Annotated in this window: 21 protein-coding genes; 9 read left to right on the forward strand and 12 right to left on the reverse strand. The window is 61.6% G+C overall.

Going from position 1 to position 25,073, the window contains the following annotated elements:
- The first annotated feature begins 13 nt into the window (after positions 1 to 13).
- Positions 14 to 1,003, forward strand: a complete 990-nt coding sequence (locus tag JTF07_RS10510) for an alpha/beta fold hydrolase (protein WP_252199740.1) — start codon at positions 14 to 16, stop codon at positions 1,001 to 1,003.
- 11 nt (positions 1,004 to 1,014) lie between these two features.
- Here the strand turns inward: JTF07_RS10510 and JTF07_RS10515 are convergent, their stop codons facing one another.
- From JTF07_RS10515 to JTF07_RS10530, 4 genes are all read right to left on the reverse strand, one after another.
- Entirely contained in the window at positions 1,015 to 1,806 is a 792-nt protein-coding gene (locus JTF07_RS10515) for an ABC transporter ATP-binding protein (protein ID WP_204234231.1), read from the reverse strand.
- A gap of 5 nt (positions 1,807 to 1,811) precedes the next feature.
- Positions 1,812 to 2,852, reverse strand: a complete 1,041-nt coding sequence (locus JTF07_RS10520; protein ID WP_204234232.1) for an ABC transporter permease — start codon at positions 2,850 to 2,852, stop codon at positions 1,812 to 1,814.
- 81 nt (positions 2,853 to 2,933) lie between these two features.
- A complete protein-coding gene (locus tag JTF07_RS10525; RefSeq protein ID WP_204234233.1) occupies positions 2,934 to 3,920 on the reverse strand; it encodes an ABC transporter substrate-binding protein in 987 nt (328 codons plus the stop codon).
- A gap of 334 nt (positions 3,921 to 4,254) precedes the next feature.
- Entirely contained in the window at positions 4,255 to 6,537 is a 2,283-nt protein-coding gene (locus tag JTF07_RS10530; protein WP_204234234.1) for a S9 family peptidase, read from the reverse strand.
- Between the two features lie 225 nt (positions 6,538 to 6,762).
- Between JTF07_RS10530 and JTF07_RS10535 the strand changes: the two genes are divergently transcribed.
- The 4 genes from JTF07_RS10535 (at position 6,763) to JTF07_RS10550 (ending at position 11,678) form a co-directional block, all read left to right on the forward strand.
- The gene (locus JTF07_RS10535) at positions 6,763 to 7,809 is read left to right on the forward strand and encodes a Bug family tripartite tricarboxylate transporter substrate binding protein (protein ID WP_204234235.1); all 1,047 of its coding nucleotides are present in this window, start codon (positions 6,763 to 6,765) and stop codon (positions 7,807 to 7,809) included.
- Entirely contained in the window at positions 7,806 to 8,483 is a 678-nt protein-coding gene (locus JTF07_RS10540; protein ID WP_204234236.1) for a tripartite tricarboxylate transporter TctB family protein, read from the forward strand. Before JTF07_RS10535 ends, JTF07_RS10540 begins: the two co-directional genes overlap by 4 nt.
- 1 nt (position 8,484) lies before the next feature.
- Complete coding sequence (locus tag JTF07_RS10545) at positions 8,485 to 10,035, forward strand: tripartite tricarboxylate transporter permease (protein ID WP_204234237.1); 1,551 nt, start codon at positions 8,485 to 8,487, stop codon at positions 10,033 to 10,035.
- 440 nt (positions 10,036 to 10,475) lie between these two features.
- Positions 10,476 to 11,678 (forward strand): IS110 family RNA-guided transposase, encoded by a 1,203-nt coding sequence (locus JTF07_RS10550; RefSeq protein WP_204234238.1) that lies wholly within the window; start codon positions 10,476 to 10,478, stop codon positions 11,676 to 11,678.
- 261 nt (positions 11,679 to 11,939) lie between these two features.
- Here the strand turns inward: JTF07_RS10550 and JTF07_RS10555 are convergent, their stop codons facing one another.
- On the reverse strand, positions 11,940 to 13,460 hold the full coding sequence (locus JTF07_RS10555; protein ID WP_204234239.1) for an MFS transporter: 1,521 nt from the start codon (positions 13,458 to 13,460) through the stop codon (positions 11,940 to 11,942).
- A gap of 88 nt (positions 13,461 to 13,548) precedes the next feature.
- Between JTF07_RS10555 and JTF07_RS10560 the strand changes: the two genes are divergently transcribed.
- Complete coding sequence (locus JTF07_RS10560) at positions 13,549 to 14,070, forward strand: TetR/AcrR family transcriptional regulator (protein WP_204234240.1); 522 nt, start codon at positions 13,549 to 13,551, stop codon at positions 14,068 to 14,070.
- Positions 14,071 to 14,344: 274 nt separating this feature from the next.
- On the forward strand, positions 14,345 to 14,731 hold the full coding sequence (locus JTF07_RS10565) for a hypothetical protein (RefSeq protein WP_204234241.1): 387 nt from the start codon (positions 14,345 to 14,347) through the stop codon (positions 14,729 to 14,731).
- Between the two features lie 304 nt (positions 14,732 to 15,035).
- Here JTF07_RS10565 and JTF07_RS10570 read toward each other — a convergent pair whose 3' ends face one another.
- The 3 genes from JTF07_RS10570 to JTF07_RS10580 all read right to left on the reverse strand — a co-directional run bounded on the left by JTF07_RS10570 (position 15,036) and on the right by JTF07_RS10580 (position 20,032).
- Positions 15,036 to 16,430, reverse strand: a complete 1,395-nt coding sequence (locus JTF07_RS10570) for an amidase (RefSeq protein ID WP_204234242.1) — start codon at positions 16,428 to 16,430, stop codon at positions 15,036 to 15,038.
- A 14-nt stretch (positions 16,431 to 16,444) separates the two neighbouring features.
- Positions 16,445 to 17,878: a purine-cytosine permease family protein gene (locus tag JTF07_RS10575; protein WP_204234243.1), complete on the reverse strand. Its 1,434-nt coding sequence runs from the start codon at positions 17,876 to 17,878 to the stop codon at positions 16,445 to 16,447.
- 333 nt (positions 17,879 to 18,211) lie between these two features.
- Positions 18,212 to 20,032 (reverse strand): flavin-containing monooxygenase, encoded by a 1,821-nt coding sequence (locus JTF07_RS10580; RefSeq protein ID WP_204234244.1) that lies wholly within the window; start codon positions 20,030 to 20,032, stop codon positions 18,212 to 18,214.
- Between the two features lie 113 nt (positions 20,033 to 20,145).
- On the opposite strand from JTF07_RS10580, the gene JTF07_RS10585 reads away from it, so the two are divergent.
- Positions 20,146 to 21,315, forward strand: coding sequence for a GAF domain-containing protein (locus JTF07_RS10585; RefSeq protein ID WP_204234245.1), 1,170 nt, complete (start codon positions 20,146 to 20,148; stop codon positions 21,313 to 21,315).
- A gap of 74 nt (positions 21,316 to 21,389) precedes the next feature.
- Here JTF07_RS10585 and JTF07_RS10590 read toward each other — a convergent pair whose 3' ends face one another.
- The 3 genes from JTF07_RS10590 to JTF07_RS10600 form a co-directional block, all read right to left on the reverse strand.
- Positions 21,390 to 21,809 carry a VOC family protein gene (locus tag JTF07_RS10590; protein WP_204234246.1) on the reverse strand — a complete coding sequence of 140 codons (420 nt, stop codon included), beginning with the start codon at positions 21,807 to 21,809 and terminating at the stop codon, positions 21,390 to 21,392.
- A 134-nt stretch (positions 21,810 to 21,943) separates the two neighbouring features.
- A complete protein-coding gene (locus JTF07_RS10595; RefSeq protein ID WP_213018796.1) occupies positions 21,944 to 22,777 on the reverse strand; it encodes an AraC family transcriptional regulator in 834 nt (277 codons plus the stop codon).
- An 86-nt stretch (positions 22,778 to 22,863) separates the two neighbouring features.
- Entirely contained in the window at positions 22,864 to 23,778 is a 915-nt protein-coding gene (locus tag JTF07_RS10600) for an arylamine N-acetyltransferase family protein (protein ID WP_204234248.1), read from the reverse strand.
- 138 nt (positions 23,779 to 23,916) lie between these two features.
- On the opposite strand from JTF07_RS10600, the gene JTF07_RS10605 reads away from it, so the two are divergent.
- Positions 23,917 to 24,714 carry an ArsR/SmtB family transcription factor gene (locus JTF07_RS10605; RefSeq protein ID WP_204234249.1) on the forward strand — a complete coding sequence of 266 codons (798 nt, stop codon included), beginning with the start codon at positions 23,917 to 23,919 and terminating at the stop codon, positions 24,712 to 24,714.
- 6 nt (positions 24,715 to 24,720) lie between these two features.
- Here JTF07_RS10605 and JTF07_RS10610 read toward each other — a convergent pair whose 3' ends face one another.
- Positions 24,721 to 25,050: an ArsR/SmtB family transcription factor gene (locus tag JTF07_RS10610; protein WP_204234250.1), complete on the reverse strand. Its 330-nt coding sequence runs from the start codon at positions 25,048 to 25,050 to the stop codon at positions 24,721 to 24,723.
- Positions 25,051 to 25,073: the final 23 nt, after the last annotated feature.

Genomic DNA, 25,073 nt, shown 5'->3' on the forward strand with positions numbered 1-25,073 from the left:
TAGAGGAGTGCTGATGACGGATCGCGATACCCAAACCCCCAGACGCCGAATGCTGCGCCCTCGGGTGCTCATGCCGATAGCCTCGGCCATTGTTGCCGCGGTTGCCATCGGGTACTTCCTCCGGGCCCCCTCGCCCGTCGGCCACTGGGACAGCGCCGAGGGAGAGGCAGAATTCGACTCCGCCTACACCGCGGCCTTCGCCAGCATGCCGAAGCCAGCAGACACCATAGACATCCGCACCGCCTTCGGATTCGTCCGGGTCTATCGCTTCGAAGGAACCGGCGACGCCGCGCCGATGATGCTGCTCCCCGGAACCGCCTCGTCGACTCCGGTCTGGGCCGACAACATGCCGTCTCTGCTTCGGATCGCCGATGTCTACGCCCTCGATCTCCTTGGTGAACCGGGTCGCAGCGTACAGAGTTCGCCGATCACCGATACCGAAGATGAGGCCGCGTGGCTCGCTGAGACGATCGCTGCGCTTCCAGAGGATTCTGTGAACCTGGTCGGGCTCTCGCTCGGGGGCTGGACGGCGGCCAATCTCGCCATCCGCCATCCGCAGCATGTGAGGACCCTGACCCTCATCGATCCCGTCCAGACCTTCGACGGCATACCGGTGGAGACGATCCTACGTGCGATCCCCGCAACGGTTCCATGGATGCCCAAGGCCGGACGGGATGCGTTCAATTCATACACCGCCGGCGGCATCGAGGTCGAAGATGTCCCGGTAGCCGACATGATCGAATCCGGGATGCATCATTACGCCATGAAGAAGCCTCAGCCGTCCCGAATCACCGAAGGACAGCTGTCCGACCTGCCGATGCCGGTGCTCGCGATCATTGCGGGACGCTCAGTCATGCATGACCCGGACACTGCCTCGGCCACGGCCACGCGAACCCTGGGTACTGGTGCGGTGCACGTCTATGAGGATGCCTCACACGCCGTCACCGGCGAGTATCCCGACGAGGTCGCAGCTGACATCGGGGAATTCGTCACTCGACCGTGACCGTCACCAGGTCAGTTGAGCAGCGCCCGGTCCCCCAGTGTCGCGCCCTTGAGTTTGGAGAACTCGCCCAGCAGAGTCTTCACCGTCAGCGTCTTCTTCTCTTCGGCCGAGGCCTGGTAGATGATCTCGCCTTCGTGCATCATGATGAGTCGGTTGCCCAGCGCGATCGCCTGTTCCATGTTGTGCGTGACCATGAGCGTGGTCAGCCCGTCATGGGACACGATCTTCTGCGTCAGGTCCGTCACGAGTGCCGCACGCTGGGGGTCGAGTGCCGCTGTGTGCTCGTCGAGGAGCAAGATGCGAGGCTGGGTGAATCCGGCCATGAGCAGGCTCAGCGCCTGGCGCTGTCCGCCGGAGAGCAGGCCCACCTTGGTCTTCAAGCGGTTCTCCAGCCCGAGCTCCAACGTGGCAAGCTCATCTCTGAACAGGTCCCGCCTCGCCGAGGTGGTTCCTCGTCCCAGCCCACGTGCTTTTCCGCGCTTGAGTGCCAGTGACAGGTTCTGTTCGATCGTGAGGTCCGGTGCGGTGCCGGCCATCGGGTCCTGGAATACCCGGCCCAGATATTTGGCCCGTTTGTATTCGGGCATCCGGGACACCTCGGCGCCGTCGATCGTGATCGATCCGGAGTCGATGGGCAGTCGGCCCGAGATCGTGTTGAGCAGTGTCGATTTTCCTGCGCCGTTGGAGCCGATGACGGTGACGAAATCGGATTCTTCGAGCTCGAGCGACAGATTCTGCAGCGCCTTGCGTTCATTGACGGTGCCAGGGAAGAAGGTCTTCGAGATGGTGTCGATCTTCAGCATGTGCCTCAGTCCTCCTTCTGATCTGACGCTGCAGCGGTTCCTGCGGTCCTCGCAGACGTCCCCGCGGGGACGTCGGTGGCCCCGGCAGGGACGTCGACCGTCCCGGCGGGCACTTGGGCACCCGCCGCGTTCGCAGGATCGTCGGCTGGCACAGCTCCTGACGCGGCTCGGTTGCCGCGCGATCTCAGCGACGGTACTCGCTTGAGGAATCCCCACCTGGGCAACAGCAATGCGACCACGACGAGCAGTGCGGTTGTCAGCTTCATATCGTTGGTGTCGAGGCCGGCACGCAGCGCCAGGAAGATGATGAGGCGGTAGATGACCGAGCCCATGAGAGCTCCGAGGCTGGCCATGAAGATGTTGCGGCTGCCGAAGACTGCCTGCCCGAGGATGACCGAGGCGAGTCCGACGAGGATAAGACCGATGCCCATGCTGATGTCGGAGAATCCCTGGTATTGGGCGATGAGCGCGCCGCAGAGCGCGACGAAGCCGTTGGACAGGGCCAGGGTGAGCATCGTCGTGTTGTCGGTGTTCACGCCGAGGCTGCGGATCATCTGTCGGTTGTTGCCGTTGGCCTGGATCGCCAGGCCCAGGTCGGTGGTGAGGAACCAGTCGATGGCGAATTTCAGAATCAGGGTGAAGATGAGGAGAACTGCTATGGAGACCCAGGTGCCCAGCCACATGTTCTCCCGCAGCGGGGTGAACACGGTGTCCTCTCGCAGGAGCGGGAGATTCGCCTTGCCCATGATCCGCAGATTGATCGACCACAGTCCGATCATCGTCAGGATTCCAGCGAGCAGGCCGTCGATGCCTCCCTTGGTGTGGAGGAGTCCGGTGATGTAACCGGCGATGAGTCCTGCGCCGATGGCTGCCAGGGTCGCCAGGAAGGGGTTGACCCCGGCGATGATCAAGGAGGCTGCGGTGGCACCACCCGTGGTGAAGCTTCCGTCGACGGTGAGGTCGGGGAAGTTGAGAACCTTGAAGGTCAGGTAGACCCCGAGCGCCATCGCTCCGTAGATGAGCCCGAGTTCCAGTGCTCCGAACATGTGTTTCCGATCAGGTGGTGATGTGAGGCGGGGGTAGGTGTCGCCGACCGGTCCCGTGACTCGGCCGGCGACGGGAGTCGATCAGTCGATGACCTTGTCGGCGTCATCGATGATCTTCTTCGGGATCTCAACGCCCTGTGCCTTGGCGGCCTTCGGGTTGACGACGAGCTCGAGGTCTGAGCTGGTCTCCACTGGCATATCGGCTGGCTTCTCACCATCCTGGAGGATCTTCAGCGCCATCTTGCCGGTCTGTTCGCCCAGCTTCGTGTAGTCGATGCCGCGAGTGATCGCCGCACCCTGTTCCACCTGGCCCGCTTCAGAACCCACGAGGAGCGCCTTGTTCTTCTCAGCGGCCTGGACCATGGTCGTGACGGCGGAGACGACGTTGTTGTCGGTCGGAACATAGTAGGCGTCGACCTTGCCGAGGGAGTCCACTGCCTGCGCCAGCTCACTCGAGTTGGCGATCGTGGCTTCCTTGATCTCGACGCCCATGTCCTTCGCAGCCTTCTTCGCGAGTTCCACCTGCACCTCTGAGTTGACCTCGCCGGAGCTGTAGACGATGCCGACGGTCTTGGCATCAGGTTTGAGATCCTTGACCAGTTGGAGCTGTTCGGCGACCGGATTGAGGTCCGAGGTGCCGGTGACGTTGGCTCCCGGTGCATCGTCGGACTTCACGAGGCCTGCTTCTTGGGCGTCGGTGACGGCGGTGAAGAGCACAGGAACGTTGGTGATCGCCTGTGCGGCTGCCTGTGCTGCGGGGGTGGCCACCGCGAGGACGAGGTCGAGGTCTTCATTGGCGAATGTCTGCGCGATCGACGTCGCGTTGGCCTGCTCGCCCTGAGCGTTCTGTTCGTCCCATTCGACGGTGACGTCGGCGTCTTCGAAGGAGTTCTTGAATCCTGCGCTTGCCGCGTCGAGCGCCGGGTGCTGAACCAGCTGGGAGATGCCGATCGAGTAGGAATCGCCGCCCTCTCCGCCACCGCTGGAGCCGTCTCCGCCCGAACATGCTGACACCGCAATAACCGAACTCACCGCCACAATCGCTGTGGCCAGATGCCTGAGACGCATTCTTCTCCCCTTTGAAAATCCGGTCCACCTGCGCAGAACCGGAACGAACCCTGTCATCTGTTCCCGGTCGGACCCATCGGTGGGCCGCACGTGGAACTGCAGACGACCCACGCACCGATGCGGCTCAGATCATTCTGATTCCGCAGTCGGTCAGGGGTGCGACTGTGATGACAACCACTCTATTGGGCGCCACTGACACGACCGACCAAAACAAGGTTTTGGAGACAATCGTCCCAGTATTGTTATCTGTCGCGACAAACGTCCCCTGGCGTCGCACATCCGCTACCCAAGCGTCCTGGCACGGCGTCCCCGTGGGGACGGCCGTGCCAGAGGATCAGGCATCGATGTCGACGTCAGACCGACCCAGCACATCAAGGATCCACGCGAAGTCGAAAGCTGTTTCCTTCCAGGAGTCGTAACGTCCCGACGCACCCCCGTGACCGGCGACCATCTCGGTCTTGAGCAGCGCATCGGCTCCGACCTCACGCAGTCGGGCGACCCATTTGGCGGGTTCGACGTAGAGGACTCGGGTGTCATTGAGCGAGGTCACGGCCAAGATCTTCGGATGGGCCACCTCGGCGACGTTCTCGTAGGGAGAATAGGAGCGCATGTACTCATAGACGTCCCGGTCATGGAGCGGATCTCCCCATTCCTCCCATTCGATGACGGTCAGCGGAAGTTCGGGCATGAGGATCGAGGTCAGTGCGTCGACGAAGGGCACATGGGCGCTGACCCCGGCGAAGAGATCCGGTGCCATGTTCGTCACCGCTCCCATCAGCAGGCCTCCGGCCGATCCCCCGGTGGCGACGAGCCTGTCCGGGCTCGTCCATCCCTCGGCAACGAGGTGGCGTCCGGCAGCGATGAAGTCAGTGAAGGTGTTCTTCTTCGTTGTGGTTTTGCCCTGGTCGTACCAATGGCGACCCATCTCACCGCCGCCGCGCACGTGTGCGATGGCGAAGACGACCCCGCGGTCAAGCAGGGAAAGCCGAGACACGGAGAAGTACGGGTCCATGCTCATCTCATAGGAGCCGTACCCGTAGAGCACCAGAGGTGCAGGCTCGACGGGCGCTGCTTCATGGGCGTCGGTTACCCTCGCCGAGGCCGTGGTGCCCGAGGTAGTGGTGCCGTTGTCGAGCGCGATGAGGTCGGTGCGATAGACCAGAGAGATCGGAACCTGGGTTCCGTCCTCGGCGCTGGCCCAGACGAGGGATTCACTGTAGCGGTCGAGGTCGACCGAGCCGAGGACGGGCTGGCGCTTGAGGACCGTGTCGGTGCCGTCTGACACGCTGTGCTGATAGATCACAGCGGGCGTGGACATGGAGGTGAAGAGCAGTCGGATGCTCGTCTGTGTGAACTCGGGATTGCCGGCGAATCCCAGAGTTCCGGTCTCTCGCGAGAAGGGCAGTTCCCGCAGTGGGCCGAAGGGTGACGCGGTGTCACCGGACGTGGGCTGCTCATGTGCGTCCAGCTCTATGATGCCGACTCGGGCGAATCCTCCGCGGCGATAGCTGACGACGATAAAGCTCGCGAAGGCATCGACATCTTCGATGCGCAGCCCGTCAACCTCAGCGAGCAGCGGACGACCGATGGAGGTCGGATCGGCGACGGAGTCCGGTTCGTCGACGGCGTCGACGCTTTCGCGTGCTGTACCGGCTGGATCGGCGACGGGCACGTCGATGATGTCGAAGTCCTCGCGCTCCTGATTGTGCGTGATGAGGAAGCGATCCTCACCGGCGATGATCGCGTGCTCCACAGAGTATTCGACCCCGTCGACACGGGGCCAGACGACCTGCGGTGCAGATTCGAGGTCATCGGCTTCGAGCGACCAGAAGCCTGTGGTGGTCTTCGACCCGGTGACGATGAACATGTATTTGCCCGAGCGGGAGAATCCCGAGCCGACGAAGAAGCGCTCGTCTGGCTCATGGAAGATGCAGACATCGTCGCTGCTGTCGGTGCCGACACTGTGACGCCAGACCTTTTCTGGTCGCCAAGCCTCGTCGACAGTGGTGTAGAAGACGTAGCGGCCAGTTGGGTCGATCGAGGCTCCGGCGAATGTGCCGTCCACGGTGTCGGGCAGGTCCTCGCCTGTGCTCAGGTCGCGCAGTTTCAGCGTGTACCGCTCGTCGCCGGAGTTGTCCACGCCGAAGAGCAGATACCGGCCGTCGTCGGTCAGCGAGAAGGTGCCCAGCGAGAAGAACTCCTGGCCTTCGGCGGCGATGTTCGAGTCGAAGATGACCTCTTCGCCGAGAAGCGCCTCCTCGCCGACCTCGGGCGGAGTCCAATCATCGACGTCCGCGATGGGCGCGCGAACGCTGATCCCGTAGTCGAGCCCGGCCTTCGTTCGGGAGAAATACCAGTAGTTCCCGCGTCTGGTCGGCACCGACATGTCGGTTTCCTTGATGCGGGTCTTGATCTCAGTGAAGATCGATTCGCGCAATGGCTCGAGCCCGGATGTCTGCGTGCTCGTCCACTCATTCTCGGCTTCGAGGTGGGCGATGACCTCCGGGGACTCCTTCTCGCGCATCCATTCGTAGTCGTCGACGAAGGTGTGGCCGTGATGGGTGCGCTGCTGGGGGATCTTCTTGGCCACTGGGGCGCTGAGGGCAGTGTCGTTCATGGTCCCAGCCTAGCTACCTCGATGCCAACGACGCAGTACAGGACGACAAAGCACCAGAGACACCACTGGAACCGGATGCCCTCGCGACTTTCCAGTCCCCGTACCATCGAGTGAGCAGAACGAGCAGAACGCGATCAGTGCGCACAAGCGCGTAATGTGACCTGCATCAATCTAAGCTATGACGAGCCTCACATGCAGTTCACAACAGATATGAAAGTTTGGTCAATGACGAACCAATCCGCCTCAGATCCTGGCGCAGATCCAGGGTCTGCGCCGCCCCATCCGACTCGGCGCATGTTCGGCCGAATCGCGTACGGCGCAATCGCAGTGGCAGCCATCGGGACGGCCACCACCTATTCGGTCAGAGCCGCATCGGCCAAGGGTGATCTCTCCTCCAACCTCACACTCATCGCACCAGCCGGTGCCGGTGGCGGCTGGGACGGGTTCGCCCGGGAGACTCAGCAGGCCATGCGCGCGAATAAGCTGGCCAACAACGCTCAGGTCGTCAACATCCCCGGAGCCGGTGGCACCATCGGTCTCGGCAAGTTCTCCACCATGGGCGGGCAGGCCGACACCATTCTGGCCACAGGCACCGCGATGGTCGGCGGCATTGCGCTCAACAAGTCGCCCGTTGGTTTCGATGACACCACCTTGCTCGCCAGGGTCGCGGAGGACTATGACGTGCTCATCGCCGCCGCCGATTCCCCCTATAACACGATCGACGACGTCATCAGCGCCTGGAAGAAGGACCCGGAAGGGTTCGTCTGGACCGGCGGCTCCGCTGGCTCAGTCGACCACCTCACGATCGCTCAGCTGGCGCTGCTGGCAGATATCCCTGCCTCGGGCATCACCTACATTCCCAAGTCCGGCGGCGGCGAAGCGATCCAGACTCTGCTCTCGGGCACCACAGACTTCGCGTCCTGTGGCTTCAACGAGGTCTCTGACCAGATCGAAGCCGGCCGCGTCAAAGCAATCGGCGTGGCCGCACCCAAGCGCATCCCCGGCTTCGACGACGTACCCACGATGACCGAACAGGGCTACAAGGTGACGCTGACCAACTGGCGCGGCTGGCTCGGAGCACCCGGCATCACCGAGGACGAGGCCTCACAGCTTGTCGACATCCTCAAACAGACTCGCGACAGCGCGGAATGGGCAGATGCCCTCGAGCGCAACAAATGGACGGACGTGTGGCAGACCGGTGAAGAGTTCGCAGAATTCGTCAAAGAGGACACCTCCCGGATCGAGAAGCTGTTGAAGGAGTTGGGACTGTGAGCGCTCAGACGTCAACGAAGAAGAGAACCAGGACGGCCCACATCGGCGCCGGGACCTGGTGGCAGGGTCGATCAGGTCTCCTGGTCCCCCTCATCATGGCGGGGTTCTCGACGTACCTGCTCATCGGCATCATCACGATGGACGTCGCCGAGGACACCGATCCGCCGGGACCGCAGTTCTTCCCTATGATCATCATGATCGTCGGCTACGTGCTCACGATCCTGCTGACGATCGCCTATATCCGCAATCCCGAACCCGTCGATGTCGATGATGATCTCCCCGCCGAGGTGGAGGAGCAGAAGGCGTTCTCGACACCCGTGACTTCCGCGGTGTCGGCCTCGCGTCTCGACCCGCACGAGGAGGACGAACCGCTCCAGGATCGCCAGGCACTCGCCGAGGCGCGGGTTGCCGATTCGCGGCACCGCACGCACAGCGACTTCGTGTCTCTGGCCTGGGGTGCTGGCGGGTTCGCCGCGTTCGCCCTCATCCTCGAGTTCGCCGGGTGGATCCTCGCCGCGGCGCTCCTGTTCTGGTGCGTGGCCAGGTCGATGGGCTCAAAGCGTCCCCTGTTCGACCTCATCATGGCGCTGACATTCTCGTCCCTGGTCTACATCGCGTTCGCGGTGCTGCTGGGACTCAATCTTCCCTCGGGAATTCTGGGAGGTGGCTTCTGATATGGACGCTCTCATGTCCCTGCTCGAAGGCTTCACACACGCGCTGACGCCGATGAACCTGCTGTGGGTCCTCGTCGGCTGTTTCCTCGGCACAGCCGTCGGAGTCCTGCCGGGCCTGGGGTCATCGATGGCCGTGGCCCTGCTGCTGCCGATGACCTTCGCCCTCGACCCGACCGGCGCTTTCATCATGTTCGCCGGCGTCTACTTCGGTGGTCTCTTCGGTGACTCCACCATGGCCATCCTCATGAACACCCCCGGCCAGGCATCGGCGATCGCCTCGACGTTCGAGGGCCACAAGATGGCCCGCAACGGGCGAGCACCGCAGGCGCTGGCCACGGCCGCGATCGGTGCCTTCATCGGCGGTTTCGTCTCCTGTTGCCTGGTGGTGTTCGTCGCCCCGGCCCTGGCGGATTTTTCGACGAACTTCGGTCCCGCCGAGTTCTTCGCACTGGCCCTCTTTGCCTTCGTGGCAACCTCATCGGTCGTTGCGGACTCCGTGCTCAAGGGCCTCATGGCCCTGGTGCTCGGCATCGGCTTCTCGGTCATCGGCATCGATTCGGTCTCCGGCACCGAGCGTTTCACCATGGGCGTCCCCGAACTCTTCGACGGAGTTTCGCTGGTCACGGTGACCGTGGCCATCCTGGCCCTGGGCGAGGTCTTCTTCATCGCCTCCCGGATCCGCCGCAAGGTCAACGACAATACGATCAACTCATCGGGCCGCCCATTCCTCTCGCGCAGGGAGTTCGGCGAGGCGCTGCCCGCGTGGCTGCGCGGCACTGCGATCGGTCTGCCCTTCGGAGTGATCCCCGTCGGCGGTGCCGATGTGCCGACGTTCATGTCCTATGGCCTCGAGCGCAAGCTCGACTCGAAGCGCAAGGATCCGCAGTTCGGTGACAAGGGCGCCATCCGCGGCCTGGCTGGCCCCGAGTCGGCGGGTTCTGCCACGACCGGCATCGCCATGGGCGCACTGTTGGCGCTGGGTCTGCCGATCTCCGCGACGGCTGCGATCATGCTTGCCGCATTCCGACAGTACGGCCTGCAGCCGGGACCGCTGCTCTTCGATCGGTCGCCGGAACTCGTCTGGGGTCTGCTGGCGAGCTTCTTCATCGCGATGATCGTCCTGCTCATCATCAACCTGCCCTTCGCTCCCCTGTGGGCGAAGCTGCTCAAGATCCCGGATCCCTACCTCTACGGCGGCATTGCGGTGTTCTGCGGGCTCGGCATCTATGCCACCTCGGCGTCGCAGTTCGAGCTCATGATCCTGCTGGGAATCGGCATCATCAGCTTCGTGCTCAAGCGCTACGGTGTGCCGCTGGCTCCTCTGATGATCGGCATGGTCCTCGGCCCGCTGGCCGAGTCCAGCCTGCGCGATGCCCTGCTGGCTTCGGGCAATGATGTCTCGGTCCTCGTGTCCTCACCGATCACGATCGTCCTCTACGTCATCCTCATCGGTGCGCTGCTCTATACAGGCATCGGCCGTGTGGTCGCACGCAGGCGAGCGCGGAACGCCGTTGCTCCTGCATCGCGCGACAGTGAGTCGGTCAGCTCATGATGTGAGTTGACGCGGCGGGTGTAAGGCCAGACGCGTTCGGTGGCCCGGGCCGAAGGAGAATCCCCCTTCGGTCCGGGCCACCGTCGCATTCACTGTGGAAAGACGTTCGCATTCTGCCCCGCCGACGACCATCTGTGGACAGTGAATGCCTATCCCCCCCGTTACCTTTAAGTAGCCTCACAATCCGTCAGGATAGAAGGGGTCGCTGGCCTAAGATTCCCGGCATGATTCATGCCCCCAGCCATTCATGGTCCGGGGGGTGTTGTCACCGGGAGTCGAAGGCACCAGGGAAATCGCTAATAGGGGCCAGAACCACTGGCAGAACACATGCCTTGAGCCCGACCGTAACGTGGATGCCGAACCCCGGAGCCACACCTAACACCACCGGCCAGCCGAACCACTCATAACCGCAGTCACACCAGTCGAAGAAGATGAGTGACATGATCACCAACCACGCTGAGATCGACGTATTCATCGGCATCGATGTCGGCAAACACGACCACCACGCCGTGGCTCTGGCCAGGGACGGCACCCAAATCCTGTCGAAGGCCCTGCCCCAGAACGAGGGGAAGCTCCGGGGCCTGCTCGGCAAGCTGCGTACCCACGGGACACTCCTCGTCGTCGTGGACCAGCCCGCCACGATCGGAGCACTGCCCGTCGCTGTTGCACAAGCGGCCGGCATCACTGTGGGCTACCTGCCCGGGTTAGCGATGCGTCGCATCGCTGACCTGCATCCAGGAGAGGCGAAGACTGATGCCAGGGATGCTGCGATCATCGCCGAAGCTGCTCGGACCATGCCGCATACCTTGCGGGGGATTCGGGTCAGTGATGAAAACGTCGCAGAGCTTTCCATGTTGTGCGGTTACGACGACGATCTCGCGAAACTGGCCACGGCAACATCGAACAGGATTCGTGGTCTGCTGACACAGATCCATCCCGGACTGGAGGCTGTCATCGGTGCTCACTTGGACCATCCTGCGATGACGGCGCTGCTGGTGAAGTATCCGACTCCGAAGGCTTTACGTCGGGCCGGTAAACGCCGGGTTGAGACACTGCTGGCCAAACACGCACCCAGAGCGTGGAAACGCTGGGCGACAGCGATTTTCACCGCCTTGGAAGAGCAGACTGTGGTGGTCGCGGGCACCGATGCGGCAGGGATCGTCCTACCGCAACTGGCCACAGCTTTGGCTCAGACGAGGTCGTCGCGGGACGAGGTCTTTGCACGGATCGAGGAGTTGGTGGAATCGCATCCTCTTTTCGAGCTCCTGACGTCGATGCCGGCAGTCGGCGTCAGGACAGCGGCGAGAATCCTGACCGAGGTCGTGGGCAAGGACTTCGCCACCGCCGGGCACTTGGCCTCTTACGCCGGTTTGGCACCGGTGACGTGGAGATCGGGGACGTCGATCCGTGGTGATCATTCGTCCCGCCGGGGCAACAAAGTGCTCAAACGGGCGCTATTCCTATCGGCATTCGCAGCGTTGAAAGACCCGTTGTCGAGGACGTATTACGACCGGAAACGCGCCCAGGGCAAGAAGCATAACCAGGCCCTGATCGCGTTGGCTCGTCGACGCTGCAACGTGTTGTTCGCGATGCTGCGTGACGGTGCCTATTTCCACGTACCGATGGAGGCCACCGCCGCGTAGACAGGTTCACAAGCGCCCACGTCCAGTCCGAGACTCCGGTCCCGGACCAATCAGTACTGCCCAGCATCAGCCGGCAAGACTATTCGAAGAAGCCCCCGTCACCCCTTGACGAAAACCATAGGGGCACCCCCCCCAAGCATTCGGGGATGCCCGCCGGTTTCAGTGGGTTCAGGCCAGCGCGATTCCCGTCGCGGCCCCGACGAACACCTCTGTTGGTTCGGCGCGATGATCTCAACGTCTCCTCGGCCGTGGGGCCGAGCTTCAGGCTGGGCCTCGAGTCCGGCCCGCACCCTTGAGGCCGAAGGACGTGAGGACCGCAGCGATGAGCACCAGGACGACCGCAGCCCCCGCCGCCCATTGGACGCCGAGGTCGAAGGACGTCACAGCCGCCTCGGCGAGCTGGTCCCCGAGGTGACCGCCTTGAGCAACCGCGTGCTCAAGTGACGATCCGAGGGTCTCGAATTCAGGCCCACTCGCCTTATCCCCGAGCGCTGACTGCAGCTGAGAGCTGTAGACCATGGTCGTGAGTCCCCCGAGAACGGCGGTTCCCATGACAGATCCGAATTCGTACGCAGTCTCGGAGATCGCCGAGGCGGCTCCGGCCTTGTTCGCGGGCACTGCAGACAAGATGAGATCGTTCGTGATGACCTCTGCGGTGCCGAGACCCACACCGAGGATGAGGAAGGAGATGAGCATACCTGCCACCGAATGTTCGGGTGTGAAGGCTACGATCCCCATCCCTGTTGCGTTGAGCACGAGGGCACAGGGCACGACCACGCGCGGCTGCAGTCGGGCGATGATCGGCACCGCGGTGTAACCGGCGACGATCGAAGTGATGAGGCCGGGCACGAGGACCAGTGCAGCTTCGACTGGGGAGAGTCCGAGCACCAGCTGGAGCAGCTGCGTGCCGAAATACAGGAAGCCCGCCAAGCCCATGACGCTGAGCAGGTTGGACAGCACTGCCGAGGTGAAGATCTTGTCGGCAAAGAGCCTGACATCGAGCATCGGGTTCGCCGAGGCAAGCTGACGCATGACGAAGCCGGTTCCGGCAACGACGGTGACCGCGAGACTGGCCCAGAAGAGCATGTCCACACCATCGGCCATGACGTGCTTGATGGCGAAGACGAGCGGGGCGAGCATGAGCATCGACAGCCCGATCGACAGTGGATCGATTCGGCCCGGGTTCGGATCACGCGACTCGGGCAGCAGAAGGAGAGCCGCCGGAATGAAGAGCGTGATCAGCGGCAGATTGATGAAGAAGACCGAACTCCAGTGGAAGTGTTCGAGCAGGATTCCGCCGACGATGGGCCCGAGCGCGGCACCTCCGCTGAACATGGCAGCCCAGGTGGCGATCGCAACGCGGCGGTCCTTGTCGTGGAGGAAGATATTGCGAATGAGTGAGAGGGTCGAGGGCATCAGCGTGGCGCCGAAAAGGCCCAACAGCGCGCGAGCAAGGATGAGCATCTCCGCTGACGTGGAGTATGCCGCCAGCAGTGAAGCCAGGCCGAAGCCGAAGGCGCCGATGATGAGCAGTCTGCGGCGTCCGACCCGGTCGCCGATGCTGCCCATAGCTACAAGCAGGCCTGCGAGCATGAGGGCATAGATATCGACGATCCAGAGGAGCTGGGTACCTGTGGGATGAAGCCCGGTGCTGATGGCCGGTATCGCGAATCCCAAGACGGTGTTGTCGATCGAGATGAGCAGAACAGGGATCATCAGCACAGCCAGGCCAGCCCATTCGCGCCGGCCGGCGCGCACTTGTGGTGTCTGTGTGGTGAACATGAAATATACTGTACCGTCTAGACGGTACAGTCGGCAAGATGGGACGCAGACGATGATTGGCCTGCGGGCTTCGGCTAGGCTCGGCGCTATGGCACGCAACTCCACCGACACCAAAGAGAAGCTCCTCGACGCCTTCGACATCCTCCTGGACAAGCAGGGCATCTCCGGCGCAACCCTGGATGCGGTCGCGGCGAAGGCCGGCGTGTCCAAGGGAGGCTTGCTTTACCACTACGGTTCGAAGGCGGAGCTGGTCAAGGGAAGCCTCGAGAGGCTCGACAAGCTCGTTGCTGAGGACGTCGAGTCGATGAAGGCCGCCGGCAAGCGCCTCCACCTCTATTACCTCGAGACTTCGGCCGAGATCGGAACACCGCTGGACCGCAGCCTCATCGCCGCCAGCTGTCTGGCACAGGAGAACGACGAAGCGAAGAGCGCTCTGCGCAGGACCCGCGAGGCCTGGTTCAACGCACTCAACGATCACCTCGGTGATGCTGATATGGCCATGACGATCCAGCTCATCGGCGACGGCATGTACTTCAATCAGAACTTCGGTCTGTCCCAGGACGAGGCCCTCGCCCACGTTAAGAACGTCCTAGAACGGCTGGGGCTGTAGACAGCTCACCGGTGCAGCAACAGCGCACCCCCGGGCAGGGATCGCCTCGGCGAGTTTCGTCCACGTATTCGCAGCCTCAACCCTCAGAACTAAGCATCCGGCAGCAATCGAGTACCTGCGAGTGATTCTCGGGTCGGATCTTGCATGATCACATGGTGGACGTCGACAACCGACCCTGGAAGAAACGAGGATCGTCGTGCGCCCAACTGACAACCACTCCCTTCCCGCGAGCACTGCAACCGACCGGATTCAACGCCCGCGACACATCTCGGTGGTGGCCCTCTTGATCGCCTTGGCGGCAGGCGTCGCAGAGATGATCGCCCACCTGTGGGAAGCGGAGAACCTCAGCGGAGAAGGACCAGCGATCCTACTCCGCCTCGGAATCTACGCAGTTGTCGCCGGCCTCATACTCGCCTTCGCCCGCGGCCACAGGTGGGCGGCGGCGGTGCTCATCGTCGGACTCGGCGTCGTCGGCATGGCGTCGCTGATCGCCGAACCGTTGACCTGGCTCTTCACCGACGGTGATATGGGTTCACTGCTCGCTACCGCGGACGCCTCAATAGTTCTGATCATCCTCATCAGAACTGTGCACATCGCTGCTGTCATCGTCGCGGTCCCACTCATGATCCGAATCCTTGCGATCACTCGCAGAGCCAGGTAAGCGCGCCTCACAGAGCACTCGACGTAATCTGCACCCCGCAGACCGGGGCCTCTGAGCCCCTCGTACCGAGCCTTGAGCTGAAGCGCCAGATACAGCGAGTAGCGCCGCGACTGGTGAAGGTTGCCGCCTTGGAACCATAGGTTCTCCTGTTAGGTGTGCTTCCACATGTTCCGCTGCTCACCTTCCCACGGACCTGGGTCGGTCCTTTGTGGTCTCCGAGCCCAGAAATCGGCCTGCAGTCCGGCTCATCGTCGATTGATGAGTCGGACTGCAAGCCCTTCACTGAGATCCCGGGTCAGTGCCGTCAGAGTTCCGGGTGTCGATTGTGGAAGTCCGTCACCTGCTGGAAGGCATTAGCAACTCGCACCAGATCCTTCTCGGTCAGAGCGGCGCCAACCAACTGTCCTGCAACCGGCAACGAACTGGCTGGGGTAAATCCGATCGGGAACGTAATCGTCGGCATCTGGCTCATCGTAAAAGGAACCGTGTACCGGTGAACCTCAGCTAATTGTTCGGCACCCATTTTCACCATGTCAGAAGCAAGCGGAGCTTCGTAGGGCAGCCCTGGGATGAACATTATGTCCACTGTTGACAAGACGTTCTCAACTGCCCCTTTGAAGATCGACCGACGCTTGAGCACTTCTTGATACTCAATTGCCGATGCGCGCTTGCCGATATTGATCACTTCACGCAGGCCCTCTCCATAGGTCGCCTCATGTTCGTCGAACCACTTGCCGTGAGCCAAGGCGGTCTGCACACCGCAGACAGTGAACCAGTCATCGTTGATCTGTTCAGGATCAGGAAAACTCACCGGTACTATCTCCGCACCGAGGTCTTCGAGAGTGGCAATGGCAGCAAGCATGCTGCCTCTCACTGTTTCCGAGACAGCAGTGAGCGCCCAAGTGATATCAATACCGATCCTGGTACCGGATAGGCCGATATCCGTTCGAGCACCGTATCTATCGACAGCTGCGGACAATGAAGTTGGGTCCTTCGGATCGAAGCCGGCAATTGCTTCCAGGACGATCCCAGCGTCGCGTGCCGATCTTGCCATTGGCCCAACGTGGTCAAGACTTCCCGCCAACTCGAAAACTCCATATCTGCTGCAACGACCCCAGGTCGGCTTTAGCCCGGTAACCCCGTTGGCAGACGAAGGCATGCGGATAGAACCACCAGTGTCTGACCCCAAAGTCGCAAAGGCCAAACCGCCCGCAGTTGAGGACCCGCTTCCGCTGGAGGAGACTCCCACCCAGCGATCCAAACCCCATGGGTTCTTAGGCGGCTCGAAAGGGAAAGTATGCTCTCCATATACGCCTTCTGTGGTGTGCACCCTCCCCAGGATGATCGCCCCGGCGTCTCGCAGACGTTGAACGACAGTCGCCGTTGTATCGGCCGTCATCCCTTTGCGACTCGGCATTCCTGCCTCAAGAGGACGACCGTGGTCGCCGTAGATGTCTTTGATAGCCATCGGCACTCCGTGCAACGGACCACGCCAATGTCCGCGGCGATATTCCTCATCCAGAACATCGGCGTCGTGTGCAGAATCCTCGGCTACATATGTATACGCCTGTAGAACCGGATCGATTTCGGATACACGCTGGAGCATATGGTCAACCACTTCACGCGAGCTGACTTCCCGCCGCATTATCTTCCCGGAAACGGATTCCAGAGTCTCAAAGTGCAGATTTTCATCAATCATGTGTCCTTCTCTTTCTATGCCTGCTGCTTGGCCGCGTTGTCGACAAGAGAATAGAAGCGTCCCCTGGTGATCACTGTCAGCAGTACGTGCAGAATCGGGCCGATGAACATCGCGACGAACGATGCGTAGTAGATCGGATACATGCCGGCAAGACCCAGACCGCCGATGATGACGGCGACCCCCATGGCGATCATTCCGCATGGGTTCCAGTCTCTAATAACTTTTTCGTCGTAATCGATCTTCTCCGTCGCAGCGTATTTGAACACTTTTCGGCAGATGTAATAGTCCGCGAGAAGGATAAAGATCCATGTATTCGTCATGATTCCGGTCACGGCAAGGAAGGTGTCCGTGTACTGCAGGACGTTGACGGGATAGAGCGCGATACCGAGGACCAGTAGACCAACCATCCACCAGTTTCGCCGGATGGGCTTCTTCGCGAACGCGTCCCAAGTGTTGGAGAACGCGAGAGACCCCGAATAGAGGTTCATGACGTTGATTCGAATTTGGGTGATGATCGCGAACACAACACCGAGGAAGCCCATAACCATGGCGAAGACGAACCCAGGGTCCGTCGAATAGAGGACTGGGTCCCCTTGCGTGATGCTCGGGTAAACAGTGAATGCGAGCAACGACCCTAGTATCAGGACGACTGCGATCATGATCATTTCACCAAACATGATCCCGGCTGTCCCCTTGTACCCGATCTGGGGACGCGAGAACCGACCATAGTCGGTGGCCAGCAGAGCCTGAAATACGATCTGCCCATTGACCAAAGAGAACGCCTGCCACATTACAGTTGGATCATCTGGGGTAAGAGAAACCCACTGGCCGGGACCAGCGATCGCATGCCCCTGTGAGAGCATAAATATTCCGAGTATAAAAAGTCCCAAGAAGATCGGCATACCGAAGCGCTGCAAGATGTTCATAGAGTGCATTCCTCGCCATGCAAAGTACAAAGCGGCAGCACCGACGAGCGCAAAAATGACACTTGCGGTCACCGAACTTTGTCCAACCCCAAAATATTCACTCAACGCGTGAGAAACTATACTGCCTTCAAAAATGAAGTAGAAAATATAGTTGATACCGTAGATAAAAGAAGCGACTGCCGACCCTTTTGCACCAAACCCCAGCCCTCGGGTCAGCAGTACGAGACTGAGTCCTTCCTTGGACGCGATCTTCATAATGAGCGATCCCAGCACCGTGGACACGACCACCAAATATCCGATCGGAATCAGCATCATGGGCCAACCGACCAGGAACCCGATCTGGCCTCCGAGGGTGAACCAGAACATCGCGGTGACGTTACCCGTGAGAATCAGGAGGATAGCAAATGCGGGCCATCGTTGAGCCCGTGGAACTCGCTCCGTTGCGTAACTTTCCATTTGATCGTCCAGCGACGTTGCCGGACTTCTAAAGGCATCCCTGAGCGCCAATGTGACCTCTTTCATAGATGAGATCTAGCAAGAGTCACACACTCCGGCATAAACGTTCAATAGTTGCAGGACTAAAATCCCACCTACCAAGACTGCAAAATTGAACAGTGATTGTGCAAAAGTCTTCACTGCTGCTGATCAACCAGACGATTCAGATAAAGCGATACCTTTCTTGACCATGCGCCTTAAACATTGACAATTGTTCAGTTCGCTAAAGATCCGAGAAAAGGCCCGATATTTGGTCCCTGGAACTCATAGGCGAAGGGCTGCGTGAATCGATTCACGCAGCCCTCCACACTCAAACATTCACAGGCGACTCAGCACTCACGGAGTCCGCCTCGCGTCGCGTCAGCTCAGGTGGTGCACCTCCTGCACCCCGTACACCGGGGTATCCAACCCCTCGTACCGGGCCTTGAGCTGCAGCCCCAAGTACAGCGAGTAGTGCCGCGACTGGTGGAGGTTGCCGCCCATGAACCACAGGTTCTCCTGTTGAGTGGGCTTCCACATGTTCCGCTCCTCGCCCTCCCACGGGCCGGGGTCCTTGGCAGTGTCGGAGCCCAGGCCCCAGCATTTGCCCACCTTGTCCGCCGTCTCCTGATCGACGAGGTCGGCCACCCAGCCGTTCATTGACCCATATCCTGTGGCATAGACGACGAGGTCGGCAGGCAGTTCGGTTCCGTCGGCGAGGACCACGGAGGTCTCGGTCAGATGATCGACGTCTCCCTTGGCCAGCTTCACCTTTCCGTCGGCGACGAGTTCTGCCGAGCCGACGTCGATGTAGTAGCCCGAGCCGCGGCGCAGGTACTTGAGGAAGAGCCCGGACTCGTCGTCGCCGAAGTCGAGATCGAAACCGGCATCTTCCATGCGCTGGTAGAAATCCTTGTCGCGTTCCTTCATCTGGTCGTAGAGCGGGATCTGGAATTCGTGCATGATGCGATACGGCAAAGAGGCGAAGATAAGGTCCGCCTTCTCGGTCGTCACGCCGTTGGCCAGGGCCTTCTCCGAATAGAGGTCGCCAAGCCCGATCTCCATGAGGGAGTCGCTTTTGACGATGTGTGTGCTTGAGCGCTGCACCATCGTGACATCGGCACCGTGCTCGTACAGTGCTCCGCAGATGTCGAAGGCGGAGTTGTTGCTGCCGATGACGACGACCTTCTTGCCCGTATAGGCGTCGGGGCCCCGGTGCTGCGAGGAATGCTGCTGCTCTCCCCTGAAGCTGTCGGCACCAGGGAAGGACGGGACATTCGGCTTGCCCGACATTCCCGTGGCCATCACCAGGTGAGTCGGGTTGAGCGTGACCTTCTTACCGTCGCGGTCGACTTCGACCGTCCATTGCTTGGCCTTCTCGTCATACTTCGCCGAGTTCGCCGTCGTCGATGACCAGTAAGGAATCTCCATCACCCTGGTGTAGAACTCCAACCAATCGGCGATCTTGTCCTTGGGTGCGAAGACGGGCCAGTTGTCGGGAAATTTGAGATAGGGCAGGTGGTCGTACCACACGGGGTCGTGCAGGCACAGTGACTTGTACCGTGAACGCCACTGGTCTCCCGGCTTCTCCCACCGATCGATGACGAGCGCCGGGACTCCCATCTGACGCAGGCGAGCGCCGAGCGCAATGCCGCCCTGTCCCCCGCCGACGACGAGAGTGTACGGCTGTGCGGTGTCTCCCCAGGCTGCGTCCTCCTCTGCAAGCTTCTCCGACCAGCTCTTCCGCTCAGGGTCGACGCCGTGTTCGGCCCCCTTGACCCGTCGGTGTCCGCGAGGCTCTTCATAGCCTGTCAGTTCCTGCAAGGAGGTGAGCATGGTCCATGCTTTGGGCCCGTCCTCGTCGATGAGTCGCACCAGGCCCTTGCCTCGGCCGACAGAGGTGGCGAAGGTGAACCAGGCTTCGGTGACCCCGTCGGCGGTGGCGGCAGGATCGCTGAGCTCGAAATCGGATGGTGCGACCCTGTCCGCGTTCACGGTCAGCAGGTCTCTGACTCCGTCATGGTTCTCCACTGTATTGAGGTTCCACGTGAAAGACACGAGATCTCGCCAGTAACTCGTGGTGGCGAACAGTCCCACAGCTGCTTCGATGTCACGCGCCCGCAGTGCGGATTCGAAGCTGCTGAGCCACTCGGTCGCGATGTCATCGGCGGTGAGCTGTGTGCGGTCAATTGTCGTTGTCATGTCACTCCTCCTCGTTGAGCTGTGTGCCCCCAAGCTATCCCTCCACGAACAGCCGAGGAAGAGTTGCATCGAGTTGCATGGCCAGTGACGATTCCCACGCCTATACTCGTGACATGCCTCAGCCGGATCTGGCGCATCTCGCCAGAGATCTGACACGCATTCACGATGCAGTGATCACCGGCGCATCGCCGCCGGAGCAGCCGCGGGCGCTCGTTGCGCGCTCGTGGGATCGAATGCTGCGCTTGGGCCTCGACCCATCGGGCAGCAATCGCAGAATCTTCTCCGCCGAGGCGGACGTGGAGTCCCGTAGGCATCGTTCAAAGCTGCGCCTCATCGTCGAGGAGCTGAAATCCGTGTTGCTGAGGATGCCCGATGCAGGCAGCTTCATTCTTGTCGTCGCCGATGCCGAGGGAGTGATCCTGTGGCGAGACGGCGCCACCGCTGCCAGACGTCAGGCGGATTCGCTGGGATTCGTCGAGGGTGCCCACTGGTCCGAATCCAGGGTGGGCACGAATGCCATCGGCACTGCTCTGGCCGAGGAGGCCGCGGTCCAACTGTTCTCCGCCGAGCACTTCGAAACATCGCAGCATCCCTGGTACTGCAGTGCGGTTCCCATCCACGATCCCATCGATGGCAGCCTCCTGGGCGTCGTCGACATCAGCGGACCAGCACTCACCCTCCATCCTGCCGTGCAGTCTCTGGTCACAACTGCCGTCCATCTGGCGCAGGCGAGGCTCTCCCTCATCCAACAGGAGCAGCTGAGCGGCCTGCGCAATCGCATGTCCATCGTCCTCAGCGGCAGTCACGGTCCTGCGCTGGTCGTCGACGACGATGGCTGGGTCGCCTATCAGCAGGGTGTTCGCAGCCGCGATCGGATCGAAGTGCCGGCACCTGACCGCACGATCCTCATCCCCGGGGCTGGATTGTGCCTGCCGGAGAAGATCACCGGCGGTTGGCTGCTGAGACCAGCAGAGGCCGCCGACGAAGCACAGGTCTCGGTCACGCTGCGACAGACAAGCCAACCCGCGGTGCTCGAGATCAATTCCGGCGATGATCCGCTCACGGTTCCGCTCACGCCACGGCGTGCGCAGATCCTCGCCGCGATCACCTCGGCGGGGCCATCTGGAATCAGCACTGCCGACCTCAGTCGCACGATCTACGGCGATGCCGAGCATCTGGTCACGGTGCGTGCAGAAGTCTCCCGCCTCCGCCGCTCGATCGGCGCACTTCTTGCGACGCAGCCTTATCGTTGGGCAGAAGGCGTGAGCGCGAGACGCGCGTAGCCCAACGTGATCCGCGGGTCATCCTCGCAGCTGGAAAAGCCTCTCTACACCGCGGCCGACACAGTGCTCGGGCATCACTCCTGATCTGCGCCCGCACCTCGATAAGTCCCGAAGCTCCACAGCACCCCCTCCGGGTCGGTGACGCTGAAGTCCTTGGAGCCATAGTCCTGTTCACTCAGACCCATGACCTTCGTGGCACCGGCCGCGATCGCGCGATGATAGAGCTCCTCGACTCGGCCAGTGGCGATGTACACCGAGCCGGCGGCGACTCCGGTTTTCGTCATGACACCGCCGTCGTCGCGCGTGGAGCCGAGCATGACTCCCCCACCTTCTGGCCAACGCAGTTCGGCGTGATCGACTCGCTGAGGGACATCGGCGTTCGTGTACTCAGCGATGGCTTCGAAGCCGAAGGCGTCCTGCAGGAACGCGATCGCAGCCTTCGCATCTCGGTAGCGGAATGTGGGCCAGACATTGGTTCCGGTGGTCGTTGACATGGTGTGTCCTTTCCTCGTCGTATCGGTCCACACCATCGTGGACCCGGCGCCACCGCGGCGGCTTGGACATTTGGGAACTGCGCGGGCTGCGGAGACACAGGGTGCAGCTGTACCGACGCTCGCCGAGGCGGCGCTTACCGATCCAGCGACCAGCGATCTCGGTCCTGCCGCACCACGGGGTCCTCGGTCAGCCACAGAGACGGACTGGTCCCTGTGAGCAGTCGGAAGTCGCGGTTGAGATGGGATTGGTCGGCATAACCGCAGATCGCAGCGATATCTGCCAAGGTTCGAGACTGCGCCGAGATCATTCGTCTCGCCCGATCGAATCGCATGATCCGCGCCGCCTCCTTGGGTCCGATGCCGAATTCTGCACGGAACACTCCATTGAGGTGACGTCTGCTCCAACCGATCCGATCCGCCACAAGTGAGACGGGCAGCCCGCCGTGGCTGCGGGCGATCTGCTTCCAGGAGCTGACCACCTCGGGCCGAGGCCGGGTGCCTTCGTGGACGGCACGGACGAGGACCTCGTCGATGGCATCGAAGCGGGCAGACCAGGTCGTGGCTTCGTTGACGCGTTCGTACAGCTCGGCGGCGATGGGGCGTGAGATCTCGGCAAGGTCGTGCGTGCGGTGAACGAGGTCGACGGCAGGGGTGTCGAAGAGGATGCGAGGAGCGAAGGGGGTGAAGTTGACCTGAATTCCGGCCATTGCGCCGTTGTGCCTGATGAGGGTGGGTTGCAGATGCAGGCCCGCGAGCAGTACGTCGAAGGACTCGGTGCGCTCGGTTGCCGCGTCGTATTGGTGCAGCGGTTCGTCGATGGAGACGATGAACGTCAGGGTGCCCGATGGCAGCCCGAGATGTGTCCCGGCGGGGACGCCCGAAACGTCGTAGGCGACGTAGTCACCCACGAAGGGGCTCAGGCGCGGGTGTGGCCTGCGAATGAGGTCATCCCGAGTCGCCGCGGACATGACAGCAGTGTAGACCCGGGGTCTGACACGGGCATGGTCCACCGGCCGCCGTTCAGGTCTGCCCGCAGATCCTCAGACCGGGCACTTCACCCCTCAGTGGTCGCTCTCCACACCAGGTCAGTGAATTCCCTGTCGAGGTCGAGTCCGAATTCAGTCGACAGCACCTCGGCGAATTCCGTGGCATCAGACAGGGTCCGTTCGTGTCGATCGGGTCGCACACCGCCGATCATGCGCCGCAGTCGGCGCCCCTCCACAGTGACCCTGCCGCCTTCGGGCAGCGGCAGAGCGAGAATGGGCGGACCGGTGAACCGCGACCCGGGCTTCGTCGAGGTGAACCAGTTCGCCAAGTCCAGATCGGCCTGCGGGCGAGGGACTTCACTGAACGCATAGACGATGCGAAATTCCTGGTCATCTCGCGTTCGTGATTGGAGCACCCAGTCACTGTCGGCGCGCAGCTGCGGTGCGAGAACAGTCCTCGCAGGGACGATTCGGTGTTCGCCGTGGGACGTCATTCTGGCCGCAGCGGATTCGGAGAGTTCGAGCGCAGCCTCCGGCGTTCCCCCGCCGAAGCCGGGATCAACGAGAAAACGACGGCCGTCGAGGTCGACGATGGTTCCCTGGTGAGTCAGTGCTCCCGGTGCCGTCTGCCCGTCGCCGAGGTGGACTCGGGCCAGAATCGGGTGTGCCCTCAGCCCCAGTTCGGTGACGACCCCGCGGATGAGTGACGCATGCTCGTGGCAGTATCCGCCCCGACCATCGGTGAGCAGTTTGTCCGCAGATCCGTCGATGTCGATGGCGACGGCTTCGAGGTCTCCCCTGGCGCGAAAGGCAACCACGTCGAGATTCTCAAAGCAGATCGAGTGCGTGTGCGCGACCAGGATCTCGTCAAGAAGTTCGACAATCTGCGCACAAGATCCCTGAGCACGTCGGTGCAGTTCGGGGGCGGAATCACTCAACCCGAGCCGATCCGCATACCGACTGAGAAGCGAAACGTGCGTCATGTGTCGACCTCCTTGGTGTGCCGCGCAGGCGTAATCATTGTCTGATTCGATCCTATGGCTGAGGGACTGGGAACCCCATTTCAGTGTGCTGCCGCCAACCTATTGACATATGCAGGTAGATACCTGCATATTAGAGATGTGACCGACACCGACACACTCGACAGAGTGTTCAAAGCCCTCGCCGACCCAACCCGTCGACGACTCCTTGACGTCCTCCGCAAAGAGGACGGGCAGTCACTGAGTGAACTCTGCGAAGGCCTCTCGATGGCCAGACAGTCAGTGACACAGCACTTGAATCTGCTCGTCGACGCCGACCTAATCGCGATCGTCCGCCACGGACGAGAACGACGACACTACCTGAACTCGTACCCGATCCATGAGATGCAGAATCGATGGACCCGCGAGTTCGACCAGCACCACTTCGACGTCATCGACGCCGTCAAGAGAAGAGCCGAGGAGACAGCCATGACCACCACCGAAGAATTTCCCGATTTCGTCTATGTCACCTATATCCGAGCCACTCCGGAGCAGGTCTGGGACGCGCTCACCGACCTCGAGATCACGCGCCTGTACTGGGACGATGTCGCCGTCGTCTCCGATTGGCAGGTCGGGTCGTCATGGGCCCATCACAAAGGCGGACCGGACGGTAAAGCCGATGTCTGGGGCAAGATCCTCGAGACCGATCCACCGAATAGACTCGTCTTCACCTTCCAGCCAATCGACCAGGATCTCGACGACGAGGGCTCCGTTGCCTCATACCTCATCGAGCAGTCCGGCGAAGTGGTGAAACTGACCGTCACCCACACGAACTTCGCCGACGCCGGCCTGCACACCGGAGTTTCGAAGGGTTGGCCCGCGGTTCTCGCCGGACTCAAGTCCTACCTTGAGACCGGTCAGGCACTGCCCGACGACAGCTGGGACATGGCTGTGCGCTGAGCACCGTCACTCCTGCAGAGCAGATTCCTCCTGCAGCACGGACTCCAACAGGCCCGGGAAACGAGCATCGATGTCGTCACGCCGCAACGTCAAGCGGCGGTTGCGGCCATGCAGTTCACTGATGATGACGCCGGCTTCGCGCAGCACCTTGACCTGGTGCGAGCGTGTCGACTTCGGTGCGTTCGGATCCAACGCCGAGCAGTTCGCCATGTCCATCGGACCCTCCTTGAGCTGCTGAACCAGAGCCAGTCTGGCCTCGTCACTGAGGGCGAATAGCACTGCGGTCAGCTCGATGTCCTCGCGCTCCGGGTGCGGCAGTTTCTCATTGGCAACCATGGTTCGATAATAGTTGAACTGTT

It is taken from the genome of Brevibacterium sp. RIT 803 (assembly GCF_016892625.1).
In the GTDB taxonomy this organism is placed as follows: domain Bacteria; phylum Actinomycetota; class Actinomycetes; order Actinomycetales; family Brevibacteriaceae; genus Brevibacterium.